Below are 19,639 nucleotides of genomic sequence, written 5' to 3'. Positions count from 1 at the left end.
GGCGGGATGCCGGTGACGAGTAGTTCGTCCCGATCGTGGGGGGCATTGCCGATCATCTTCGTCCGTCATCTCGTGCGAGGGGTAACGCCCGGCGGCCCGGGCGCTCACTCGTTCAGCGCGAACCCCCGCGTACGTGTCACATCACTGGGAAAATGCCTGCACAATGGCGCGGTGGACGAGGACGAGCTCGACCGGGCCCTGCGCGCGGCGCAGGACGGCGACGAGGAGTCCTTTCGCATGCTCTACCGGGACGTCCAGCCTCGCCTGATCCGCTTCGCCGGGGCCCTCGTCGGGGGGGACGCGGAGGACGTGACGTCGGAGGCGTGGCTGCAGATCGCCCGGGACCTCCCCTCGTTCCGCGGCGACCTCGACGGCTTCCGCGGCTGGACCGCGACGATCACCCGGCACCGCGCGCTCGACCACCTGCGCCGCAGATCCAGGCGGCCGGGCTCCGACATGCCCGCCGAAGAACTCGTCACGATGGCCGCCGACGCCGACACGGAGCTGGACGCGCTGGACGGCATCGCCACAGAGCAGGCGCTGAGGCTGATCGCCGAGCTGCCCCGCGACCAGGCCGAGGCGGTACTGCTGCGTGTGGTCGTAGGCCTGGACGCCAAATCCGCGGGCAAGGTTCTCGGTAAACGCTCCGGCGCCGTCCGGACCGCCGCCTACCGCGGCCTGCGACGCCTCGCCGAGCGTCTGTCGGCCTCCCGCACGGCCCCCGGCGAAGCCCCGGGCGAGTCCGCCGCGGACACCCGCCGCCTCGTGCAGGGTGACAAAAGCGGCGGTTCCGGCGCTGAAGGGGTGACATGAGCGACGACACCGAGGCCGGACGGCTCGATCCCCGCACCGCCGAGCGCCTGCTCCGCGGCGCGGACGGCCATGCCGAGCTGCACGCGCTGCTCTCGGCCGCCGCCGCACCCGGCCGCCCGGCGGAGCTCGCGGGCGAGGACGCCGCCGTCGCCGCCTTCCTGGCCGCCCCCCGCTCCGCCCGCCGGCCCTGGGCCGCGACGCTGCGCAATTTCCTGACGGCCAAGGTCATCGCGGTGGTGGGCGGCGGCTCGATCCTGCTGTCCGGAGGCGTGGCCTACGCGACCGGGCACTTCCCGGGCCAGGAGCCGGCCCCCGCACCTTCCCGGTCGCCGCACGGCCGGCCGGGCACCGGCGACGACGGCGCCCCCGTCACGCGGTCTTCGCCGGAATGCTGCGGCCGCACGCCGACCGCCACACCGACGAAGCCGAAGGGGCAAGGCAAGTCGAACGCCCCGGGCCAGCAGAAGAGGACCGCGAAACCGCAGAACACCAAGTCACCGCCCGGCACGTCCGGCAACAACGGCTCACCGCCGGGCGGCAACTCGGGCAACGGGAACGGCAAGGCCCGGAAGAACGCCAAGTCTGGTTAGCACCGCCATTCCCCGCGCGCTGACGTCTCAGATGCCCTCGTGAGTCCTGTGGGCCCATCTCGCCGGGTCGGCTTCCAGGGCGGGACGGTCCCAGTGCGCAAGGTCGGCGGCCGCCTCGTACGTGGCCTGCAGGAATTCGAGCAGGACCCGGTCGGGGTCGGGAGCCTTCCGCACCGCCTCGTAGGGCAGCAGGAACTGGCCGTTCTCCGGGCTGTAGTACGCGCCGGGCGGGCCCGCGGGCCTTTCGGCGAACCCCTCCGGCTCGGGATAGGCGTAGGCGTAGAAGGCGCCCTCCTCGCCTCCGCCCGGCCAGAATCCGCAGCTGCTGAGTTCGCGCGAATAGCCCTCGACCATCACCCAGTCGCCGCAGTTCGGGGCGCCTCCGGGATGCTCGGGCGCGTCCCGTCCGGAGAACCGCGTGCAGGCGAGGTCCATGGCGCCCCAGAAGAGATGCACCGGACTGACCTTGCCGACGAACCGGGACCGGAACTCGCCCATCACGCGCGCCGCCTGAAGAAGCTGCCGCCAGAACAGATGCGCCGACTCGGCGTCATACGAGGCGTGCTGATCGTCCTCCGCGAAGGGGAGCGCCGGATCGACCTCGTTCGGATGGCCCTGGATACGCGTCTCGATCCCGAGTTCATCCAAGGCACGCAAAGTGCGGGCGTAGAACTCGGACACGGGCATGGGCTCCAGCTCGAATTCCCGCGCGCCGCCGTCGCTGGCGCGCATGGTCAGCCGGTGCTCGGCGAAGTCGAACTCGATGTCGAACGCTCCCGCGCCATAGGGGATGGCGGACGTCGTCAGCCCGCGCGGGGTGACGTAGAGCGTCACCTGCCACCAGTGATTCACCAGCGGCGCGTGCGCGAGGCGGATCTTGCCGATGATCTGCGTCCACATGTGCAGCGTGTCGCGGGTGTCCTGCCAGTCGGCGACCCGCAACTGCGGCCACGCGTGTCGATCCACCGCCGCCCCCGTCCTGTCGGCCCTCCGGAACACCCACCGTCATGCCCCTGGATCCACACCGCCGAACATAGCGGAACGAGACATTCCGTTCTGCTCGGGCGCACTCAGAGGCAGCCTTCGAACTGCGGGACCTCCAGGTCCGACAGGTCGAGGCCGGACGTGCCGAACCATTTGCGCATGAGCGTTGCCATCGTCCCGTCCTGGTACATCTGGGTGATGGCCTTGTTGAGGGCCTCGCAGCCGTCGGGGTCGCCCTTCCGGATCGCGATGCCCGTCCGGCGCTCACCGAACCTGGAGTTCAGCAGGCGGAACCCGGCGCCCTGCCGCGCCTTCAACCCGGCCAGGATCGTGTCGTTCGTCGTGATCGCGTCGATCCTGCCGTCGCCCAGCATCGTCATGCACTCGTCATAGGAGCGCGCCCCGACCGGCACGGCCGGGACCTGCCGCTCCACGGTCACCGCCTCGGCCGCGCCCGATCCGGTGACGGCGCAGATCCTCCGCCCTTTCAGATCACGTACTCCGCGCACGTGGCGTTCGTCGTCCCGGATGAGAATGTCCTGGTAGGAGAGGAGGTACGGGCCGGCGAACGCGAGCCGCTGCGTCCACTCGGGCTCCAGCCAGAACGTCAGCACCATGTCGACGTCGCCGTCGCGGAGGAGCCGCTCCCGGTCCCGCGCCAGCGCGGGAGCGAACCGGACCTTCTTCCCCATCCGCGCGGCCAGGTAGCGGGACACGTCCACGTCCAGGCCCTCGAACGTCCCGTCCGGGCGCCTGAACCCGATGCCCGGCAGGTCCGGCCGGACGCCCGCGACCAGCGTCTCCTCACCGAGGAGGGACGTCCCGCCGCCGCTCGCGCACCCGCTCGCGGCGAGACCGGCCGCCAGCGCCGCCGCGATCAGTCGCCGCATCCTCCGGCACCCCCGGCTTCCTCGGCGCGGCCCTGGTCCGTCGAGCAGGGGCGCCCACACCAAGATCGCAGCCCACCGGACCGCCCCTCCACCCCCATGGCCGCATCCGGACCGGTCTCCCGCGTGGAACCGGATCGTCAGCCGTGATGGCCGGTGACGAGGGCGGCGAGGGCGGCGGCGAACCGGTCGGGGGCGACGTCGGCCGGCGGACGGCCGAAGAAGTCCCGGGACAGCTGGTATCCGGTCAGGGCGGACACCACGACCGCGAGCAGCGCGTGCGGATCGTCGTGCCCCGGCCCGGACGGCAGGTCGCGGGTCAGGTGCCCCGCCTCCTCGGCGATGCCCTGATCCACGAGCACGCTGCGGATCCGGCGGGTCAGGTCGGGGAATCTCCCGTGCTCGCGGGCCAGCAGGTTGATCAGCGGCCTGACCCGGGTCAGGTAGTCCAGCTGCTGGACGAGCCGGCGGGTCAACGCCTCCCGGGGGTCGGCGGCGGGCCCGCGCTCGAAGTCCTCGCGATACCGCTGGGCACGGGCCAGCTCACGCTCCAGGACCTCCCTGAAGACCTCCTCCTTGGAGCGGAAATGCCGGTAGAAGCTGCCGCTGCCAGGGGAGAGCCCCGCCAGTTCCTCGATGTCGGTGACGGTGGTTCCGCCGAAACCGTGCTGCTGTATCAGCTCCAGGGCGGCGTCCAGAATGCGCTCGCGCGTGGTGGAAGGCACGGATGCAAGATAGTTCTTGCGGATGCAAGAAGGTTCTTGCACACTGCTGGGCGAAGGCCCCCGCCCCGAAAGGCCGCGCCATGTCAGCGACGCGCGTATCGTCCATCCGGTTTCTGAGAGTCGCCCTTGTCGCATCGGTGGTCGCGGCGGGCACGGCGGTCATCGCCGCGCCCCCGGCCCAGGCGACCCTGGTGGTGTCCCCGAAACAGCGGAACTGGGTGCTCCGGGACGACGCGGGACGAGAGGTCACGCTGCGCGGCTTCAACGTCTCTGGAAGCACGAAGCTTTACGAGAACAATCTCCTGCCGTTCCGCAGCACGGCGGACGCCGCCCGATCCGCGCAGGCGATGCGCGATCTGACCGGTGCCAACGCCATCCGATTCCTGATCAGCTGGGAAGGGGTCCAGCCGGCACCGGACCGGATCGACCACGCCTATCTCGACCGCGCCATCGCGCAGATCAGGGCGTTCACGGATCGCGGAATCCGCGTCCTGCTGGACTACCACCAGGACCTTTACTCCTCGCACCTGTTCAACACCGGCAGCTGGTACACCGGGGACGGCGCTCCCAAGTGGGTGATCGAGGCGGGGGATTATCCGAAGGAATCCTGCGGCATCTGCTTCATGTGGGGCCAGAACATGCAGAACAACGCCGCCGTGCGCAAGGCGGCCTACGACTTCTGGCGCAACCGCGCCCTCACCACGACGGCGGGGACGGTCGGTGTCCAGGACGCATATCTGGCCCAGGCCAAGGAGACCATGGCCTACCTCAAGCAGAAACTCCCCCAGCCGGCCTTCGAGAACATCGTCGGTCTCGACCCGTTCAACGAGCCCTTCGACGGCGGCCTGGACGGCAAGACCGGCCTGGACTGGGAGAAGACCTACCTGATGCCCTTCTACCAGCGTGTCCGTACCGCGATGGACGAGGCGGGCTGGAATTCGAAACCCGCTTTCGCCGAGCCGCTGGTCTTCTGGAACACCGGCTTCTTCGAAGAGGGCGGCATGACGTCGGTCGGGCAACTGGGCACCCGGATGGTGTTCAACAGCCACTACTACGACGGCGCCCGCATGACCGTCGATCCGTCACCCGCCGCCGACGGAACCTACGACGCCGCGATGAACGAGATCCGGCAGCGCGCCACCGCGCTCGGAACCTCGCCGTTCGTCTCCGAGTTCGGCAACAAGATGACCGAGGACCGTACCCCGTGGATGATCCGCGCCATGTACCAGGCGATGGACTACGGGGTTCCCGGAAAGAACTGGTGGAACACACCGGCGGACGGCGGCCAGGTCCTCTCCGCCATTCAATGGCAGTGGGACATCTACAGCGGTCGTCACCACGAACTGATGAACGGCAACCCCGACAAGGTGCAGACCAGCGGTGACGGCTGGAACGACGAGGACCATTCGGCCGTGGCCACCGACGACGCGGGCAAGGTCGCCCTCCGGCTGGACCGGCGCGTCCTCGACCGGCTCTATCCGTCGGCGGTGAACGGCGACACGCTCGCCTTCGCCTTCGAGGACCTGGCCCGCTCCGGATACGGCGGCGACGGCCGCCAGCAGGCGTGGCTCACCGTCCCCTCCGGCATGCCCGGGCTCTCGGCTCTGCTCCAGGACAGGCAGTACGGCGTCCTGGTGTGGCGGGAATCGGCCGCGGGCGCCCCCACCGAACTGCACCTGCCGCAGTCCTTCGCGCCCTCGACCACCGCCGTCGTCAGCGACATCGCCACCCTCAACGGGGTCCCTGCATCAGGTCCCGTCTCGGCGACCTCCGAGACCGGTTCGTCCACCGCGAAGCGGCTGCTGATCGGCGCACGATCGGCCGGCGCCGTCCACGTCGCCCTCGTCGTCAACACCGCGACCGGAACACCGGTCACCGACGCTCAGCTCGCCGCTGCCCGCACCGAGCTCTCCACCTGGACGACCCGGCACTTCCCGAACGGCTGAGGCAGGACGGCTAGGACGCGTCGCCGCCGGGCGGTTCGGCGATCGGGAAGATGATGGGGCTGACCAGGTACTGCGTTCGGTTCCGGCCGCCTTGCCGTGCCAGGGATCCTGATCCTCCCCCGAGGCGGCGGCCTGCCCGGCGTCGTGCTGCTCAGCGGCGGCGGGCCGTTCGACCGCGACGCGACCAGCGGCCCGAACAAGCCGCTCAAGGACATCGCGTGGGGGCTGGCCGCTCGCGGGGTGGCGGTGGCGCGGTTCGACAAGGTGACGTACGCGCACGGCGTCCAGGTGGACTCGGTGGCGGACGAGTACGTGCCGCCGGCGGTCGACGCCGTCCGGCTGCTCCAGCGGGAGCCGGCCGTGGGGAGGGTCTTCGTCCTCGGGCACAGCATGGGCGGCAGGGCCGCTCCGCGCGCCGCGGCGGCCGAGCCGTCCGTCGCCGACGACCACCTCTTCTTCCCGGGCGAGGGCCCGTCCACGCCGGGGCAGTGCGAGCAGCCGCGGCACGTTGATCCGGCCGTCATCGCGGACGTGGCGGCCTGGCTGCACCGATAGGGCCTTGAGGGGGCACTCCTGCGGGCCGTAAACATGCCGTAAACGGGTTCCGCCAAGCTTCGGGTACAGCAAGTCGATGCGGGCTACCGCAGACCCGAGGAGAAGAGATCATGCGTAGGTTCAAGCTCCAGGTGCAGGTCAGCGTGGACGGATACATGGCCGGCCCGAACGGCGAGATGGACTGGCTGACGTTCCCGTGGACGGACGACATCGCCGCCTACATCGATGCGCTCACCAAGCCGGTCGACTGCATCGTGCTCGGCCGCAAGCTCGCCGAGGGCTTCATCCCGGCGTGGGCGGCCGGCCCCGAGGGGGAGACCCAGGAGTCCATCGACCAGATGAACGACACGCCCAAGGTCGTGATCACCGACAGCCTCGCCGAGTCGCCCTGGCCGAACGCCGAGGTCGCCGGCGGCGACCTCGCCGAGACCATCGAACGCCTCAAGGCGCGGCCGGGCGGAGACATGATCGCCTATGGCGGCGGCACGCTCGTCCGCGACCTGATCGGCCGCGGACTGCTCGACGAGCTGCACCTGTTCGTCAACCCGACCGCGCTCGGCGCCGGAATGCCGGTGTTCCCGGAGGGCGCCTACCAGCGGCTGAACCTCGTCGGCTCGCGCTCGTTCGAGTGCGGCATCACCGCCCTGCACTTCGAGCCGAAGCGCTCCTGACCGAGCGTCACTGCAGGATGTGGCGGAGCGTCTCGCCGTCGGCGACCGAGCGGTAGTAGCAGGTGGGGCGCGCCTCTCCGGAGGGGAGGTTCGTGTGGCAGGCGCCGCCGGTCGTCCGGTTGACGAGGTAGAGGAGGGAGTTCTGCTCGCAGTTGACGCGGACGTCGACCAGTTCGAGGACGTCACCCGAGGTCGCGCCCTTGCGCCACAGCTCGTTGCGGGACGTGGACCACAGGACGGCGATCCGCTCGTCCAGCGTCGCCTTGAGGGCCTGGTCGTTCGCGTATCCGATGAACAGGACGTCGCCGCTGCCCGCGTCCTGCAGGACGACCGGGACGACCCGCGCCCCGGTCGCCGCGACGCCCGCCAGCTTGTCGAAGTCCAGAGTGAGCCGGGTGCCTTCTTCGAGTTCGTTCACCCCGCCATCCTGCCTGGTGAACCGGCCCGGCGTCGTGTTCGGCCCCCCGTGGCGGTCAACTCCGTCCGCGGAGGATCGCCGCCGTGGTCTCGTCCGCGGGCAGGAACGCTTCGAGACGCAGCTCGGAGAGGGTCACGTCGACGGCGGTGGCGAACGACGTCAGCGTGGTGATGAGGCGCAGCTCGCCCTCCGGGGCCCGCAAACGCAGCGGCACGGCGAAGCCGAGGTGATCCTCCGGCGACTCCACATCGGGGAGGTAGCCGTCCAGCTCGTCGACGAGCTCGGCCAGGCGCGGGTCGGGGCCGCGCCGTCCCTGGTCGCGCAAGCTGCCGGTGATGTGGCGGCCCCATTCGGCCAGGTTCTCGACCCTGCGGGCCATGCCGTCCGGATGCAGGGCCAGGCGTAGCACGTTGACCGGCGGTTCCAGCAGAGCGGGCGCGGCGCCTTCGGCGAGGACACCGAACGCCGGGTTGGCGGCGACCAGTTCCCCATAGGGCCGGACGACCACCGCGGGGTAGGGCATGTGCCCTTCGAGGATGCGGTCCAGCGCCTCGCGCACCGGGCCGAGTTCGGGCGCGTCGAGGCTCGACTCGGCGTAGACCGGCGCGTAGCCGGCGGCGAGCAGGAGCTCGTTGCGCTCCCGCAACGGCAGCTCCAGGGACTCGGCGAGCCGCACCACAATCGCGCGTCCGGGACGCGACCGCCCCTGTTCGAGGAAGCTCAGATGGCGCTGGGTCGTGTCGGCCCTGATGGCCAGGTCGAGCTGGCTGAAGCGGCGGCGCGTGCGCCAGTCCCGCAGGTCACGGGCGAACCGGCCCGGTCGCGCCACCACTGTCATGCCCTCATTCATACCGAACGCGCGCGGCGGCGCGATTCCCTGCGGGGAATCGCGGTCCAGCAGGGCCGGATCGCAGACTGCTGCGCATGAGCAACCCACTCGATGTGAAGCGACTGGCCGACCGTTATCTCGCCCAGTGGAACGAGCCCGATCCGGAGACGCGCAGCGCGCTCGTCCGCGAACTGTGGACGTCCGACGCGGTGCACGTGCTGGTCGACCCTCCGCAGGAGATCCGGGACGCCGCCGCGGCGCTCGCCGTCCCCGCGCCGCCGCTGGAAGTCCACGGCCACGACGCCCTGGACGCCCGCGTGACCAGGGCGTACGAGATGTTCGTCGCTGCGGGCGAGCACGTCTTCGAGATCGCCGGGGAGCCGTCCGTCCTGCTCGCCGGCGTGATCGGCATCCGCTGGTCGATGGTGACGACCGGCGGGCGCGAGACGGTCGGCGGCGGCTTCGACGTCCTCTCCGTGGACGACGACGGCCGGGTCCGCACCGACCACCAGTTCATCGGGGCGACCTGATGAACTTCACCAGGATCGCCCGCACGGCCGGCGGCGGGTCGGCGTTCGAGGACGGCGAGATCCCGCTCGAACACCGGAAGGTCGCCGACGGGGTGCCGGCGATGGCGGTCGGCGGGATGCCGTCGCGGGGCGGCGTCCAGTACCTGCGCAGCGCCGCGTTCGACAGTCTCCCGCACCCGGCGCCGCGCGAGCAGTGGGTGGTGATGCTGCGCGGCGTGATCGAGGTGACGGTCAGCGACGGCGGCCGGCGTCGCTTCGGCCCCGGCGACCTGGTGCTCGCCGCCGACACCACCGGCACCGGCCACGTGACGGCCGGTGTGGGCGACCCGCCGTTCGAGGCGCTGTTCATCCCGGTCTGACCTGGTGGTCTTGGGCGGACGTCCGTCAGGACGACGGCGCGTCCGCCTTCAGGGCCAGGGCGCCGACGGCCGCGTAGCCACCGGTGATCGCCGCCAGGCCCGCCGCCGCTCCGCGCGGCACGTCCCCGCGGATCACGTGCGCGACCCCGGCGGCGGTGTCGAAGACGTCCACCATCAGGCAGAGCCTCCGCCAGCGCCGCCGTGCCGCCGGGTCGCTGAGCAGGTAGCCGAGGCCGAGCGCGACGGCCCTGCTCCCGAAGATCCGGATCATGTACCTGAGCTCCGGGGTGTCACGGTCGCCGATGCCCGCGAGCTTCACGTTGAGCCCGGGCGCGGCCAGCGCCAGCGCTCCCCAGACGACGCGGCCGCCCGCCAAAGTCTCCAGTGCGCGTTCCATGCCGCCGACACTTCCACCGCGCACCGGCGCGGCTCGATTACCTCGCAGGTAAAGCGCCGCCGGTCCGGGAGCGCGCGTCAGGCGGCCAGGATCGCCTGCACCGTCGCCGTCACGACGCGTCCGGTCTCCTCGATCTCCATGCGCTCGGCGCGGTTCTCCTCCGCGGCGCCGTGCAGGACGTACTGGATGACGTTGACCAGCCACGTGATCGGCAGGTCGGTGCGGAAGACTCCTTCGTCCTGACCCCGGCGGATGAGGTTCTCCAGGCGGTCCGCGTGACTGCCGTGCAGTTCGCGGACGCGTCCGGCGGGAAGGGCGCCCTGGGCCGCCGTCAGCAGCGCGGCGGACTCGGCCACGAGGGACCAGCTGGATTCGAGCAGCCGTGTCAGCGCGTCCTGCGCGTCGCCTGTGAGGTCGACGCCCGACAGCACCTCCTCACCGTCGCGCAGCGCTTCGGCCATGGCGGCCTCGACCAGCTCCGCCCGGTTGCGGAAGTGGCCGTAGAGGGTCATCCGCCCCACGCCGGCGGCCTTGGCGATGTCGTCGATGCTCGCGTTCGGATCTCGGCTGAGGCTTTCGCGGGCCGCGGAGACGATGCGGGCGATGCTGCGCTCGGCGTCTGCGCGCCGGCGCCGGCCGGGAGAGGCGGAAGGCATGACCCCACATCTTAACTCGTACGCCAATGTACGTGTTACTCTCCAATAAGTCGTACGTCGTAGTACGAGTTAAGGAGGAGAGTCGTCATGACGGGCAAGCTCCACGAACCGTCCGGACGGACCCCGGCACATCCGCTGAGATGGCGCATCCTGGGGTTCCTCGGCGTGGCCCAGCTGATGCTGATCGTCGACGTCACCGTCGTCGCCATCGCGCTGCCGCACATCGAGGCCGATCTGGACCTGAGCCGGCAGGCCATGACCTGGACGGTCAGCGCCTACACCCTGACGTTCGGCGGGCTCATGCTGATCGGCGGGCGGACCGCCGACCTGATCGGCGCCAAGCGCGTGGTCCTCGCCGGCCTGCTGATCTTCACGACCGCCTCGCTGGCGACCGGGCTGGCCGGATCGGGCGGCATGCTGCTGGGCGGGCGCGTCGCGCAGGGGCTCGGCGCCGCGCTGCTGTCCCCGTCCGCCCTGTCCCTGGTGGTCGGCCTGTTCGAAGGGGACGAGCGGAACCGGGCGCTCGGCGTCTGGTCCGCGCTCGGCGGCGGCGGCGCGGCCCTCGGCGTCCTGCTGGGAGGCGCCCTGACGGCCGGGCCCGGCTGGCCGTGGGTGTTCTACGTCAACGTCCCGATCGGGCTGGTGATCGTCGTGGCGCTGGCCCGGATGCTGCCGCGCCAGGACGTGCCCGGCCCGCGTCCCCGGCTCGACCTGCTCGGCGCGCTGCTGGTCACCGCCTCGTCAGGCGCGCTGATCTACGCGTTCATCCGGGCCGGGGACGACGGCTGGCTGACGCCCGCGACCGGCTGGCTGGTGCTGCTCGCGGCGGCCGGCTACCTGGCGTTCGTGACCAGGCAGAAGACCGCGAGATCACCCATGATGGACGTCTCGCTGCTGGTGCGGCGCCCGGTGGCCACCGGCACGTTCCTGATCCTGATGGCTACGGCGCTGATGATCGCGGTGTTCTTCCTCGGCACCTTCTACTTCCAGCACGCGGAGGGGTACGGCGCGCTGCGCACCGGCCTGCTGTTCCTCCCGGTCGCCGTCGCGACGATGGCAGGGGCCGGCCTCACCGGCCGGGCGATCGGCACGGCGGGACCGCGCAGGCTCGCCGTCGCCGGGCTCGCCACCGCCGCGATCGGGATGGCCGTGCCGACCCTGTCGATGCAACCGGTGACGGTCGTGGTGGGCACCGCGATCGCGGGCGCGGGCACCGGTGCGATGTTCGTCGTCGCGTCGGCGACGGCGCTCGGCCAGGTGGCGCCGCACGAATCCGGCATCGCCTCCGGCATCGTCAGCACGTTCCACGAGTTCGGCGCGTCCATCGGCGCCGCCGTCATCTCCAGCGTCGCCGCGGCCAGCCTCACCGGCGACACGCTCGACGGCTTCTCGGACGGCTTCGTCCTGGCCGCGGTCGCCGCCGCGGCGGGCGCGCTCGCGTCGGCCGCCCTGACCCCCGGCCGCCCGGCCACGGCCTGACCTTGAACCGGCTTACGCCGAAGAAACCGGCCGCGCCCTTGGATCGGCTCATGATTCGATCATGTTCGGCGCAGCCGCCTATCATCCTGCGGTGACTTCGGAAACCGGACGGCCGGTAGCGAATTCCCTGAAATGGGCGCTCATCGTGCCGGTGGTGCTCACGTTCGCCGGCTGGGTGGCCCAGTACCCGTACGGCCTCATCGTCCTCGGCGTCATCATCGGCGTGGGGACGGTGTTCCTCACCATCGCCGTCGTCGGCTCGTCATGGGGACGGGCCGGCGCGGCGGTCATGGTCGCCATCACCGGATTCGCGCTGCCGATCTTCGCCGGACCGGCCCTGTACCTCGTCTACATGGAGAACCTGGGACAACCGGGCCCAGCCGTCGTCGCCAAGGTCGAGAAGCGGGACGCAAAGCGGGGCGCCGGCTGGTTCTGCACGGTGGTGGAGACCACGGGGAAGCACACCGTCCACCGCATCTCGCAGCAGGAGAACTGCTTCGGCCAGATCAAGGCGCTCCAGCGGGTCACGCTGCGCAAGGATCCGCTGGACCTGCTCGACCCGCGCCTCCCCGACCGCCCCGGCGATGACGACACCCTCGTATCCGTCCTGTTGTCCGCGGCCCTGTTCCTGGCGAACGCTTCCTCACTCCTCTACGGAGGTCTACGCCGGCGCACCACCACCCGGTCCGCCAAGAAGCAGCAGGAGAAGGCTGGGGCTTGACCTTGACCCATGGGTCAAGGGTTAGCGTCGCGACGCTCTCCCGGGTCCCCTTCCCGGGCTCGACGCCTAAGGAGTGTCCAGATGCCGCCCTCGCCCTCCACCTCCCGTGCGATTCGGCTCGCCGCCCTGCCGGACGGGCTGCCGAGGCCCGAGCACTTCGCCGTCGTTGAGGAGCCCATCCCGGTACCGGACGAAGGCGAAGTGCTGGTCAGGAACCGCTTCTTCCACGTCTTCCCGGCCTTGCGCACCTTGATCGGCGGCGGCGTGAAGGGCACACCGTTCCCGCCGCTCCGTCCGGGCGACACGCTGTTCGGGCCGGCGATCGGCGAGGTCGTCTCGGCGCCGCCGGACGCCGGGCTGCGGCCGGGTGACCTGGTCCGGCACTGGATGGGCTGGCGCGAGTACGCCGTCACGCCCGCCGAGCAGTGCACGCCGCTGGACGACACGCTGCCCGACCCGGTCGCCCATCTCAGCCAGGCGGCCCTCGCGTTCACGGCACTGACACGTGACGCGCGGGTCCGCCCCGGCGACACCGTGTTCGTCTCCGGCGGCGCCGGCGGGGTCGGTTCCCTGGCCGGTCAGATCGCCGGACGGCTCGGCGCGGAACGGGTCGTCGGCAGCACCGGGTCCGCGGACAAGGCGGCGCGTCTGGTGTCCGAGCTGGGTTACGACGCGGCCCTCGTCCGGGACGCGGGTCCCATCGCCGAACAGCTGGCGGAAGCGGCGCCCGACGGCATCGACGTCTTCGTGGACAACGTCGGCGGCGAGCAGCTCCGGGCCGCGATCGCCGCGGCCCGTACCGGCGCGCGGTTCGTCCTCGTCGGGACGCTGGCCGGGCAGTTGTCGCCGCACCTCACCGGCACCACCGCCCCGGTCGAGATCGACACCTTCCAGCTGGTCGCCAAGCGCATCGAGATGCGCGGGTTCGGCGGCCTGGACGGCACCGGGGAGTGGGCCGAGCGCTTCGGCGGCTGGCTGCGTTCCGGCGAGGTGACCTTCCCGCACGTGCGCGTCCCGGGCATCGACCGCGCCCCGCAGGCGTTGCACGAACTGATCAGCGGACGGCACCTCGGAGCGGTCGTCGTCGAGCTGTAGACGTCCGGAAGGAGAACGGATGCGGATCGGCGACGCCGCGGCGGCGGCCGGGACGACCCCGCGGGCCCTGCGCTTCTACGAGCAGCGGGGGCTGCTGCCCCCACCGTCCCGAACCCGGAGCGGGCAGCGCCGGTACGGCCCGAAGGAGGTGGCCCGCGTGCTGACCATCCGCCGGCTGCTGTCCCTGGGCCTGACCATCGAGGACCTCCGCGGCTGCGCCGACCGGCTCCACCTCCTGGACGGCGACGCCCTGCCGCCCTACGACGGGCCGGCGTGCCCGCGGACCGGCATCGCCCACCGCCGCCTCGCCGTCCTGGACGCCGAGATCGCCCGGCTGACCACCCTGCGCGACCGGCTCGCCGCCCAGCTCGGCACCCCCGCCGACCGATGACCGTCCTCGGACTGCGCCCGGCCACGCCCGCCGACGACGAGTTCTGCTTCGAGCTGCACAAGGCCGCCATGGGCGCCTACGTAACCGCGATCTGGGGCTGGGACGAGCAGGTCCAGCGCGGCTACCACTCGCGCGCGTTCGACCCCGGCCACTGGCAGATCGTCACCGCGGACGGCGCCGACGTCGGGATGCTCGCCGTCGACCACCATCCCACCGAGATCTACGTCGGCCGGATCGAACTCCTCCCCGCCCACCAGGGCCGCGGGATCGGCACCGAGCTCATCACCACCCTGCTCGACCAGGCCGGCCGGCAGGGCAAGGCCCTGGTTCTGGACGTCCTGACCGTCAACCACCGCGCCCGCGCCCTTTACCAGCGTCTCGGCCTGCGGGAGGTGGCCCGGCACGGCGACGGCCAGATCAAGATCAGGATGTGCTCGACCCCGCCACCACCGGCCGCCGGCCAGTGACCCGGCTCCTAGCCAGGACGTGATCCCAGGTCGAGCATCATGTCGAGCGACCTGAGTCCGTCCGGGCCGGTGAACGAGCCGATGTGCCGGAAGCCGTTCTTCTCGTAGAAGCGGATGGCTCGGGCGTTGTCGGCGAGGACGCCGCCCCACAGGATGATCCTCGTCCGACCGAGCTTCCGGACGACGTCCGTGATGAGCGGGAAGGCCAGCGTCCCCGCCTGGCGCCCCTGGAACGCGTCGGCAAGGGTGGGGCCGAATCGGCAGTCGTTCGCTTCGGTGAGGTGGACGCCTGCCGCACGGTAACGCGCCACATCCTCTGCCACGATCGCGAGGCTGAGTTCGAAGAGGCCGACGATCATGGCGGAGTCCGTGGCTTCGAGCACCAGGCGCAGGCGCCCCTTGCAGGAACGCGGCGAGCCCTTCCGCGTCGGCGCGGACGAGCGGCCGGAGCACGGCCTCCGGACCGTCACGCAGGTTCAGCCGGTATGTCAGAACCTGCGGAGCCTCAGCGATCTCCCCAAGCGTGAGCACTCCGACACCTTCTCAGCTGATGCGGCTGCCTGGGAGGTCAGTCCCGCACGTCTGGCTGGATCGGGTGGAGCCGGCCGGGGCGCCTCTCGCTGCATCGCGCGTGACCGTCCTCGACCAGGGCGGCGCCCGGGATGGGGCTCGCACCCCACGTTGAACGGCTCCGCCGTGTGGGCGGAATTTCATGCGGTAAGCGGCTTGCGCGCCATTTAGTCTTGGCCGATGCCGCTTCTCGTGCTTTCGCCGCGCTACACGTCCGACTCGAAGGTCCTGCGGGCCGCGGCCGGACGGCTCGGGTGGAAGACCGAGCGGCTGGGCGGCTGGCGGGCACCGGCGCGTATGCGGGGACAGGACGTGGCCCTTTACGGGGAGCCCACGTTCGTGGAGGTCATCGCCTCGCAGGTCGGTGTCGCACTTCTCGACGTGCCGTCCGGTTGGTTGCCGGGGCTTCCTGAACGGCATCGGCGCAGGAGTATCGACGTGTCGACGCTCGGCGAGGTGCGGCAGAGCCTTTCTGAGCCCGCGTTCGTGAAGCCCGCAGATGGGCGCAAGGCGTTCGAAGGCAAGGTGCACCACTCGCCAGACGAACTTCCTGGCGAGGACGTCCTGCCCGACGAGACCCCAGTGTTCGTCAGTGAACCCGTCCTGTGGGACGTCGAATTCCGCTGCCACGTCCTGGAAGGCCAGGTCGTGACCATGTCCCCCTACCTGCTGGACGGCGAACTCGCCCTTACCGCAGACGGCCACTGGCACGTCCCAGAGCAAGACGTCCACGAGGCACGGGAGTACGCCGCGCACGTCCTCAAGGAGGTGCCCGTCCCACCGGGAACCGTTCTCGATGTAGGACGCATCCACGATCGGGGCTGGGCGGTTGTGGAAGCCAACGCCGCCTGGGGGGCGGGCCTCTACGGATGCGACCCCGAACAGGTCCTCCGCGTGCTTGCCCGAGCGTGCCTCGACCGCAGGCACATTGCGCCAGACGACCGTGACTGGGTCGTCGAGGAAGTCGCTCTCGACATGGACAGGTAGGGCACCCCAGTCATCTGACAGATGAGCGGCGCTCCTCGCCCTTCGTAGCTTCGACCACGTCAACGAGCTGCGATCTAACGAGGAGAGACCGATGACCGAGGCACCGCTCCGCATGGCGATCATCATCGGGAGCACGCGGGAGGGACGGTTCGGGCCGACCGTGGCGACCTGGTTCGCCGAGCAGGCCCGGCAGCGGGACGACCTGGTCGTGGACGTGGTCGACGTGGCGGAGGAGCCGCCGCCGGCGGCGCTGGGCGCGAAGACGTCCGAGAGCTTCGCGACCGTCAGCGAGAAGCTGGCCCAGGCGGACGCCTACACCGTGGTGACCTGCGAGTACAACCACAGCTTCCCCGGCACGCTGAAGAACCTGATCGACACCCACTTCTACGAGTGGCGCGCGAAGCCGGTCGCGTTCGTGTCCTACGGCGGGCTCGCGGGCGGGCTGCGGTCGGTCGAGCATCTGCGGGGCGTCTTCGCCGAGCTGCACGCGGTCACGATGCGCGACACCGTGAGCTTCCACCACCCGTGGAACTGGTTCGGCAAGGACGGCCGGCCGAGCGATCCCGAGGGCGCCGCGGCGGCGGCCAAGGGGATGCTCGACCAGCTCGCCTGGTGGGGGCACGCGCTGCGCGACGCGCGGACCGTCCGTCCGTACGGGGCCTGAGATGACCACGATGGCGGAGGCCCCGCCGCAGGTGAGGACGAGGCCGATGGCGATCGTGCTCGTGCTCGTCCTCGGGTCGATCATGATCACGCTGGACACGACCGTCGTCACCGTCGCCGTCAACCGGCTGTCGCAGGACTTCCACGCGCCGCTCGGCACGATCCAGTGGGTGGTGACGGGGTACTCGCTGGCGCTCGGCGCGGTGATCCCGTCCAGCGCGTGGGCGATCGGACGGTTCGGCGCCCGCCGGCTGTACCTCGGCGCGATCGCGGCGTTCGCCGCCGGGTCCGTGCTCGCCGGGCTGGCGTGGAACATCGAGTCGCTGATCGTCTTCCGGGTCGTGCAGGGGTTCAGCGGCGGGCTGGTGATGCCCGTCGGCATGACGATCCTGCTGCGCGCCGCCGAACCCGAGCGGCTCGGACGGCTGATGAGCACGCTCGGCCTGGCGATCCTCGTCGGGCCGCTGGCCGGGCCCGTCCTCGGCGGCTGGCTGATCGACGAGGTGTCGTGGCGGTGGATGTTCTTCGTGAATCTGCCCGTCGCGGTGGCGGTGGTGGCGCTCGCCTCCCGGCTGTTCCCCCGGGACGTCCCCACCGAACCGAAGCCACTGGACGTTCCTGGGCTGCTGACGCTCTCGCCGGGCATCGCCGCCCTGCTCTACGGCGTGACGACGGGCGGCGACCGCGGCGGCTTCGGCTCGGCGGGCGTGCTGGTGCCGCTGGTCGCGGGCGCCGGGCTGCTCGTCGCGTTCGCGGTCCGGGCGCTGACGGCCCGGCACCCGCTGATCGACCTGCGCCCGTTCCGCGACCGGACGTTCGCCGCCGCCACCGGCACGCTGACCCTGTTCGCGTCCGGCTATTTCGGGACGATGCTGCTCCTCCCGCTGTATCTGCAGGTCGTCCGGGGCGAGAGCGCGACGATGGCCGGGCTGATCGGCATTCCGTTCGCGCTCGGCTCGGGGACGGCGATGCAGGTCGCGGGCCGGATCATCGACCGGGTGCCGGCCGGGCGGCTCGTCCCGGTGTCGATCGCGACCGCCCTCACCGGGTTCGTGTCGTTCACCGTCCAACTCAGCGCGGACGCCTCCTACTGGGGGCTGTGCGCGACGATGATGCTGATGGGCGCGGGCGGCGGCGCGACGATGATGCCGGCGATGACGGCGGCGACCCGGGGCCTGCCGCACGACCGGGCCCCGGCGGCGAGCGCGACCGTCAACCTGATCAACACGATGTCCGGTGCGATCGGGATGGCGTTGACGTCGGTCGTGCTGTCCACGCTGATGAGCGACCTGGTGCCGGACGGTGAGGGCGGCGCGCTCCAGACCGTCCACAGGCTGGGGACGAAGGAGATCGCCGGGCCCCTGGCGGACGCGTTCCAGGACACCTACATATTCGCGATCGGACTGCTGGCCCTGGCGCTGATTCCGGCATCGCTGCTGCCGCGCCGTCCCACGACATGACGCAGGCGTCCCCCGGCCCGGAGGCCGGGGGCGCGTGCGGGAGAGCCCGGGGGCGCCGGCCGGCCCGCGGGGTCTCACGTCCTCAGCCGGAGGGCGGAATGTTGTGGTTCAGCCGGAACATGTTGGACGGGTCGTAGACGGCCTTCAGCCCGGCGAGCCGCTCGTAGATCTCCGGCTCGTACGATGCCCGCACCTGCTCGGGCGTCGCGTTCGCCCCGAACAGGAAGTTCAGCAGCCTGCCGGACGCCTTCCTCTCCAGCGCATCGCCGACCCGCGTGTGCAGGGCCTCGACGTCGGCGCCGGGCCCCAGCTTCGACAGCACACCGACCAGGTACTCGGCACCGCGGTTGCCGACCGCGTTCGGGACGGACGGCTCCTTGGCCATCGCTCCGCCCAGATGCCGGATCTCCAGGATCGCCCGATCGGGTGAACCCGGCCCCACCAGGGCGAGCAGGTCACCGACGGTCTCCTCGTCCAGCCGGTCGAGGGCGACGTTCGTCGCGTGGTACGCCATCGGGACGGGCGGTTCGTTGTGGATCGTCCCGGACGCGGTGTACGGCATCTCGTCCACCGTGTCGATCAGCCGGGGCCCTACCGCGCGGAGCGGGGCGACGAGCCGCTCCCCGTCGTCTCCCACGTAGGCGATACGGACATGCGCGACATGCTTCCCCCGCAGCGGCTCCGGGAAGACGGGAATGTCCGGTACGGGCATCAGCGCGATCGACGACGTCATCGCGTCCGGCGCGGTGGCCGACCAGGTACGCCACGCCTCCAGGATGTCCGGGATGTACGCGGTGTCGAAGTACAGCCCGCCCCCGTACAGGTGCGGGACCGGCACCAGCCCGATCTCCAGGCCCGTCACGACGCCGAAGTTCGCCCGTCCGCCGAGCAGCGCCCAGAACAGCTCGTCGCCGGGTCCGACGCGCCGCGCCCGCCCGTCTGCGGTGACGACGTCGATCGCGGGCACATGGTCGGCCGCGAACCCATACAACCGGGACATCAGGCCGACGCCGCCGCCGAGCGTGTACGACACGGCGCCGACCCCGGGGGACGATCCGGACAGCGGCGCCAGGCCGTGCTTCGCGGCCTCCTCCACGACCTGCGCCCAGCGGACACCGGCCTTGATCCACACCGACCGCGCCTCCGGATCGACGCGCAGCCCGGTCATCCTCCGGGTGCTGATCAGAAGTCCGCCGTCGGCCGTGAGCGGCAGCCCGTGGCCGGTGTTCTGCACGGCCACGGGCAGCCCGTGCTCGGCCGCATGCCGGACGGCGGCCCGCACGTCGTCCGCGTCCACCGCACCGACGATCACGCTGGGACGGTGCGGGCCGGCCGTCTGGAACCCCGTCCGCTCGTCGTCGTAACCCTCATCGCCGGGCCGGTAGACCGGCCCCTGGACCGTGTCCAGCATGGCGACCCCCTCTTGGACGTTCTGGCTGTTCACTC

Annotated in this window: 24 protein-coding genes; 15 read left to right on the top strand and 9 right to left on the bottom strand. The window is 71.2% G+C overall.

The window, feature by feature from the left end:
- Positions 1-171 precede the first annotated feature (171 nt).
- Both ACQPZP_RS00665 and ACQPZP_RS00660 read left to right on the top strand, forming a co-directional pair.
- Positions 172-813, top strand: a complete 642-nt coding sequence (locus tag ACQPZP_RS00665) for an RNA polymerase sigma factor (RefSeq protein ID WP_433475661.1) — start codon at positions 172-174, stop codon at positions 811-813.
- Positions 810-1,403 (top strand): hypothetical protein, encoded by a 594-nt coding sequence (locus ACQPZP_RS00660; RefSeq protein WP_433475660.1) that lies wholly within the window; start codon positions 810-812, stop codon positions 1,401-1,403. Before ACQPZP_RS00665 ends, ACQPZP_RS00660 begins: the two co-directional genes overlap by 4 nt.
- A gap of 27 nt (positions 1,404-1,430) precedes the next feature.
- Here the strand turns inward: ACQPZP_RS00660 and ACQPZP_RS00655 are convergent, their stop codons facing one another.
- The 3 genes from ACQPZP_RS00655 to ACQPZP_RS00645 form a co-directional block, all read right to left on the bottom strand.
- Complete coding sequence (locus tag ACQPZP_RS00655) at positions 1,431-2,369, bottom strand: DUF5996 family protein (protein WP_433475659.1); 939 nt, start codon at positions 2,367-2,369, stop codon at positions 1,431-1,433.
- A gap of 104 nt (positions 2,370-2,473) precedes the next feature.
- A complete protein-coding gene (locus ACQPZP_RS00650; protein WP_433475658.1) occupies positions 2,474-3,277 on the bottom strand; it encodes a transporter substrate-binding domain-containing protein in 804 nt (267 codons plus the stop codon).
- Positions 3,278-3,414: 137 nt separating this feature from the next.
- Positions 3,415-3,999 (bottom strand): TetR/AcrR family transcriptional regulator, encoded by a 585-nt coding sequence (locus ACQPZP_RS00645; protein ID WP_433475657.1) that lies wholly within the window; start codon positions 3,997-3,999, stop codon positions 3,415-3,417.
- A 137-nt stretch (positions 4,000-4,136) separates the two neighbouring features.
- Here ACQPZP_RS00645 and ACQPZP_RS00640 point away from each other — a divergent pair, with 137 nt between their 5' ends.
- The 3 genes from ACQPZP_RS00640 to ACQPZP_RS00630 all read left to right on the top strand — a co-directional run bounded on the left by ACQPZP_RS00640 (position 4,137) and on the right by ACQPZP_RS00630 (position 7,171).
- Positions 4,137-5,945, top strand: a complete 1,809-nt coding sequence (locus tag ACQPZP_RS00640) for a cellulase family glycosylhydrolase (protein WP_433475656.1) — start codon at positions 4,137-4,139, stop codon at positions 5,943-5,945.
- Between the two features lie 96 nt (positions 5,946-6,041).
- Positions 6,042-6,500, top strand: a complete 459-nt coding sequence (locus ACQPZP_RS00635; protein ID WP_433475655.1) for an alpha/beta hydrolase family protein — start codon at positions 6,042-6,044, stop codon at positions 6,498-6,500.
- 110 nt (positions 6,501-6,610) lie between these two features.
- Positions 6,611-7,171 carry a dihydrofolate reductase family protein gene (locus ACQPZP_RS00630; RefSeq protein ID WP_433475654.1) on the top strand — a complete coding sequence of 187 codons (561 nt, stop codon included), beginning with the start codon at positions 6,611-6,613 and terminating at the stop codon, positions 7,169-7,171.
- A 7-nt stretch (positions 7,172-7,178) separates the two neighbouring features.
- Here the strand turns inward: ACQPZP_RS00630 and ACQPZP_RS00625 are convergent, their stop codons facing one another.
- On the bottom strand, positions 7,179-7,589 hold the full coding sequence (locus ACQPZP_RS00625; RefSeq protein WP_433475653.1) for a phosphoribosyl-AMP cyclohydrolase: 411 nt from the start codon (positions 7,587-7,589) through the stop codon (positions 7,179-7,181).
- A gap of 55 nt (positions 7,590-7,644) precedes the next feature.
- Positions 7,645-8,427 carry a helix-turn-helix domain-containing protein gene (locus ACQPZP_RS00620; RefSeq protein WP_433475652.1) on the bottom strand — a complete coding sequence of 261 codons (783 nt, stop codon included), beginning with the start codon at positions 8,425-8,427 and terminating at the stop codon, positions 7,645-7,647.
- A gap of 86 nt (positions 8,428-8,513) precedes the next feature.
- Here ACQPZP_RS00620 and ACQPZP_RS00615 point away from each other — a divergent pair, with 86 nt between their 5' ends.
- Positions 8,514-8,948 (top strand): hypothetical protein, encoded by a 435-nt coding sequence (locus ACQPZP_RS00615; RefSeq protein ID WP_433475651.1) that lies wholly within the window; start codon positions 8,514-8,516, stop codon positions 8,946-8,948.
- Positions 8,948-9,307: a hypothetical protein gene (locus ACQPZP_RS00610; protein WP_433475650.1), complete on the top strand. Its 360-nt coding sequence runs from the start codon at positions 8,948-8,950 to the stop codon at positions 9,305-9,307. The genes ACQPZP_RS00615 and ACQPZP_RS00610 overlap by 1 nt, the downstream gene beginning before the upstream one ends.
- Positions 9,308-9,332: 25 nt before the next feature.
- On the opposite strand, the gene ACQPZP_RS00605 is transcribed toward ACQPZP_RS00610, so the two are convergent.
- On the bottom strand, positions 9,333-9,704 hold the full coding sequence (locus tag ACQPZP_RS00605; protein WP_433475649.1) for a hypothetical protein: 372 nt from the start codon (positions 9,702-9,704) through the stop codon (positions 9,333-9,335).
- A 77-nt stretch (positions 9,705-9,781) separates the two neighbouring features.
- Positions 9,782-10,360 (bottom strand): TetR/AcrR family transcriptional regulator, encoded by a 579-nt coding sequence (locus tag ACQPZP_RS00600; RefSeq protein ID WP_433475648.1) that lies wholly within the window; start codon positions 10,358-10,360, stop codon positions 9,782-9,784.
- Positions 10,361-10,447: 87 nt separating this feature from the next.
- Between ACQPZP_RS00600 and ACQPZP_RS00595 the strand changes: the two genes are divergently transcribed.
- The 5 genes from ACQPZP_RS00595 (at position 10,448) to ACQPZP_RS00575 (ending at position 14,513) form a co-directional block, all read left to right on the top strand.
- Positions 10,448-11,839 carry an MFS transporter gene (locus ACQPZP_RS00595; RefSeq protein ID WP_433475647.1) on the top strand — a complete coding sequence of 464 codons (1,392 nt, stop codon included), beginning with the start codon at positions 10,448-10,450 and terminating at the stop codon, positions 11,837-11,839.
- 91 nt (positions 11,840-11,930) lie between these two features.
- Positions 11,931-12,560 (top strand): hypothetical protein, encoded by a 630-nt coding sequence (locus ACQPZP_RS00590; protein WP_433475646.1) that lies wholly within the window; start codon positions 11,931-11,933, stop codon positions 12,558-12,560.
- Positions 12,561-12,641: 81 nt separating this feature from the next.
- Entirely contained in the window at positions 12,642-13,655 is a 1,014-nt protein-coding gene (locus ACQPZP_RS00585; RefSeq protein WP_433475645.1) for an MDR family NADP-dependent oxidoreductase, read from the top strand.
- A gap of 19 nt (positions 13,656-13,674) precedes the next feature.
- Positions 13,675-14,046 carry a MerR family transcriptional regulator gene (locus ACQPZP_RS00580; protein WP_433475644.1) on the top strand — a complete coding sequence of 124 codons (372 nt, stop codon included), beginning with the start codon at positions 13,675-13,677 and terminating at the stop codon, positions 14,044-14,046.
- Entirely contained in the window at positions 14,043-14,513 is a 471-nt protein-coding gene (locus tag ACQPZP_RS00575) for an N-acetyltransferase family protein (RefSeq protein WP_433475643.1), read from the top strand. Before ACQPZP_RS00580 ends, ACQPZP_RS00575 begins: the two co-directional genes overlap by 4 nt.
- Positions 14,514-14,521: 8 nt before the next feature.
- Here the strand turns inward: ACQPZP_RS00575 and ACQPZP_RS00570 are convergent, their stop codons facing one another.
- Positions 14,522-14,896: an N-acetyltransferase family protein gene (locus ACQPZP_RS00570; RefSeq protein WP_433475642.1), complete on the bottom strand. Its 375-nt coding sequence runs from the start codon at positions 14,894-14,896 to the stop codon at positions 14,522-14,524.
- 367 nt (positions 14,897-15,263) lie between these two features.
- Between ACQPZP_RS00570 and ACQPZP_RS00565 the strand changes: the two genes are divergently transcribed.
- The 3 genes from ACQPZP_RS00565 to ACQPZP_RS00555 all read left to right on the top strand — a co-directional run bounded on the left by ACQPZP_RS00565 (position 15,264) and on the right by ACQPZP_RS00555 (position 18,193).
- Entirely contained in the window at positions 15,264-16,070 is an 807-nt protein-coding gene (locus ACQPZP_RS00565) for an ATP-grasp domain-containing protein (RefSeq protein WP_433475641.1), read from the top strand.
- Positions 16,071-16,161: 91 nt separating this feature from the next.
- Entirely contained in the window at positions 16,162-16,734 is a 573-nt protein-coding gene (locus ACQPZP_RS00560) for an NADPH-dependent FMN reductase (protein ID WP_433475640.1), read from the top strand.
- 46 nt (positions 16,735-16,780) lie between these two features.
- On the top strand, positions 16,781-18,193 hold the full coding sequence (locus ACQPZP_RS00555) for a DHA2 family efflux MFS transporter permease subunit (RefSeq protein WP_433475639.1): 1,413 nt from the start codon (positions 16,781-16,783) through the stop codon (positions 18,191-18,193).
- A gap of 82 nt (positions 18,194-18,275) precedes the next feature.
- On the opposite strand, the gene ACQPZP_RS00550 is transcribed toward ACQPZP_RS00555, so the two are convergent.
- Positions 18,276-19,637, bottom strand: a complete 1,362-nt coding sequence (locus ACQPZP_RS00550) for an FAD-binding oxidoreductase (protein ID WP_433475638.1) — start codon at positions 19,635-19,637, stop codon at positions 18,276-18,278.
- Positions 19,638-19,639 lie beyond the last annotated feature (2 nt).

The organism is Spirillospora sp. CA-142024, assembly GCF_050942325.1.
Lineage (GTDB): Bacteria > Actinomycetota > Actinomycetes > Streptosporangiales > Streptosporangiaceae > Spirillospora.
Note: the sequence above shows the minus strand (reverse complement) of the source record. Positions and strands in the feature narration are given on the sequence as shown.